Here is a 1,389-nt window from a genome sequence, read left to right as displayed (position 1 = left end):
CCTCCTCCTAGGCCTTGCTGCCGCGTGCCAGCCATCGTCCGATCGGCACGTTGACGACCCCGAATCAGGGTTCCAGGCAAGCGCCAACGATCAAGTGCGCAGCTTCCTGCTCGCCGCCGTCGTCATGCTCCTGGGCGTGGCAGGCTTCGCGGCAGCCGGCTGGATTTCGCCCGGCGGTCCGTCGCCGCAGAGCATAGCGTTCAGCCAGATCTTCCTCTTGGGGGCCGCCAGCTGCGGGCTGACGTTCCTGTTGCTCAACAAGGTCCTCCCGAGCGGAAAGCGCTGACGCGCATAGCCCTCGGGTTCCTACAGGGCGAGGCCGATCAGTAGCGGTTCCGTGTGCAGTTCAATGCCGAAGCGCTCGACGACGCCGCGGCGCACCTCGCGCGCGATCGCCACCATGTCCTCCGCGCTGGCTCCTCCCCTGTTGGTGATGGCCAGGGTGTGTTTGGTGGACAGCGAGGCGCGGCCCCCGGACACGCTGGATGGATCGAGTCCGAAGCCCTTTCCGAAGCCTGCCTGGTCGATCAGCCAGGCCGCCGACAGCTTGACGAGGCCATCGTTTCCAGCCGGGTACTTCGGCGCTCCCTCGGGCAGCGATGCGGCCGCTGCGGCCGGGACAATCGGATTGGTGAAGAAGGAACCCGTGGAATACGTGTCCCTGTCCGAAGCGTCCAGGACCATCCCCTTGGAGGCACGCAGCCGCAGGACTTCGCGCCGGACGTCGTTGGAATACGCGCGCTTCCCGGCCTCGACTCCGAGGGACCGGGCCAGCTCCGCGTAGCGGATGGGCGCGCTCATGCGTCCGAGCGGCAGCTGGAATTCAACCGTCAGCACCACGTAACGGGGTGAGCCCTCGGTGGTGGTCTGTTTGAGGATGGAGTCCCGGTAGCCGAACTTAAGCTCGGAGTTGGTGAAGGTTTGCACGGCGTTGCGTTCCCGGTCCCAGGTACGGACCGCTGCGATGGTCTGGGACACGTCGGCACCGTAGGCGCCCACATTCTGCACAGGAGTGGCGCCGGTGGCTCCGGGGATGCCAGAGAGGGCTTCCAGTCCGGACCACGCATGCAGCACTGAGTGCTCCACGAGGGCGTCCCAGTTGTGCCCCGCTTGGACCACCACGGACACGCCCCCGCAACTATCCTCCGAGTTCACGGTGAAGCCTTGCGACGCGATCTTGAGCACAGTGCCCGGGTATCCGGCGTCCGAGATCAGAAGGTTGGATCCCCCACCGATGATGAGCAATTTCTCGCCCGCGGCGTCCGCCGAACGGACGGCATCGATGATTTCCCCTTCGGTGCGGGCCTCCACAAAGGTGCCGGCAGGGCCGCCAACGGCGGCCGTGGTCAGTTCGGAAAGCATCGTCTGGGTCACCGAACAAGCCTAGCG

The 1,389-nt window shown here is 66.1% G+C and carries 1 protein-coding gene and 1 pseudogene; one reads left to right on the top strand and one right to left on the bottom strand.

The window, feature by feature from the left end; all coding sequences use genetic code 11:
* Positions 1 to 286, top strand: a pseudogene (locus AHiyo1_RS01070) (hypothetical protein); the annotation flags it as partial.
* Between the two features lie 20 nt (positions 287 to 306).
* On the opposite strand, the gene AHiyo1_RS01065 reads toward AHiyo1_RS01070, so the two are convergent.
* Positions 307 to 1,374 carry a UDP-N-acetylmuramate dehydrogenase gene (locus AHiyo1_RS01065; RefSeq protein WP_059387334.1) on the bottom strand — a complete coding sequence of 356 codons (1,068 nt, stop codon included), beginning with the start codon at positions 1,372 to 1,374 and terminating at the stop codon, positions 307 to 309.
* Positions 1,375 to 1,389: the final 15 nt, after the last annotated feature.

Source organism: Arthrobacter sp. Hiyo1, assembly GCF_001263615.2.
Taxonomy (GTDB): Bacteria; Actinomycetota; Actinomycetes; order Actinomycetales; family Micrococcaceae; genus Arthrobacter.
This window is presented reverse-complemented; position numbering and strand designations above follow the sequence as displayed.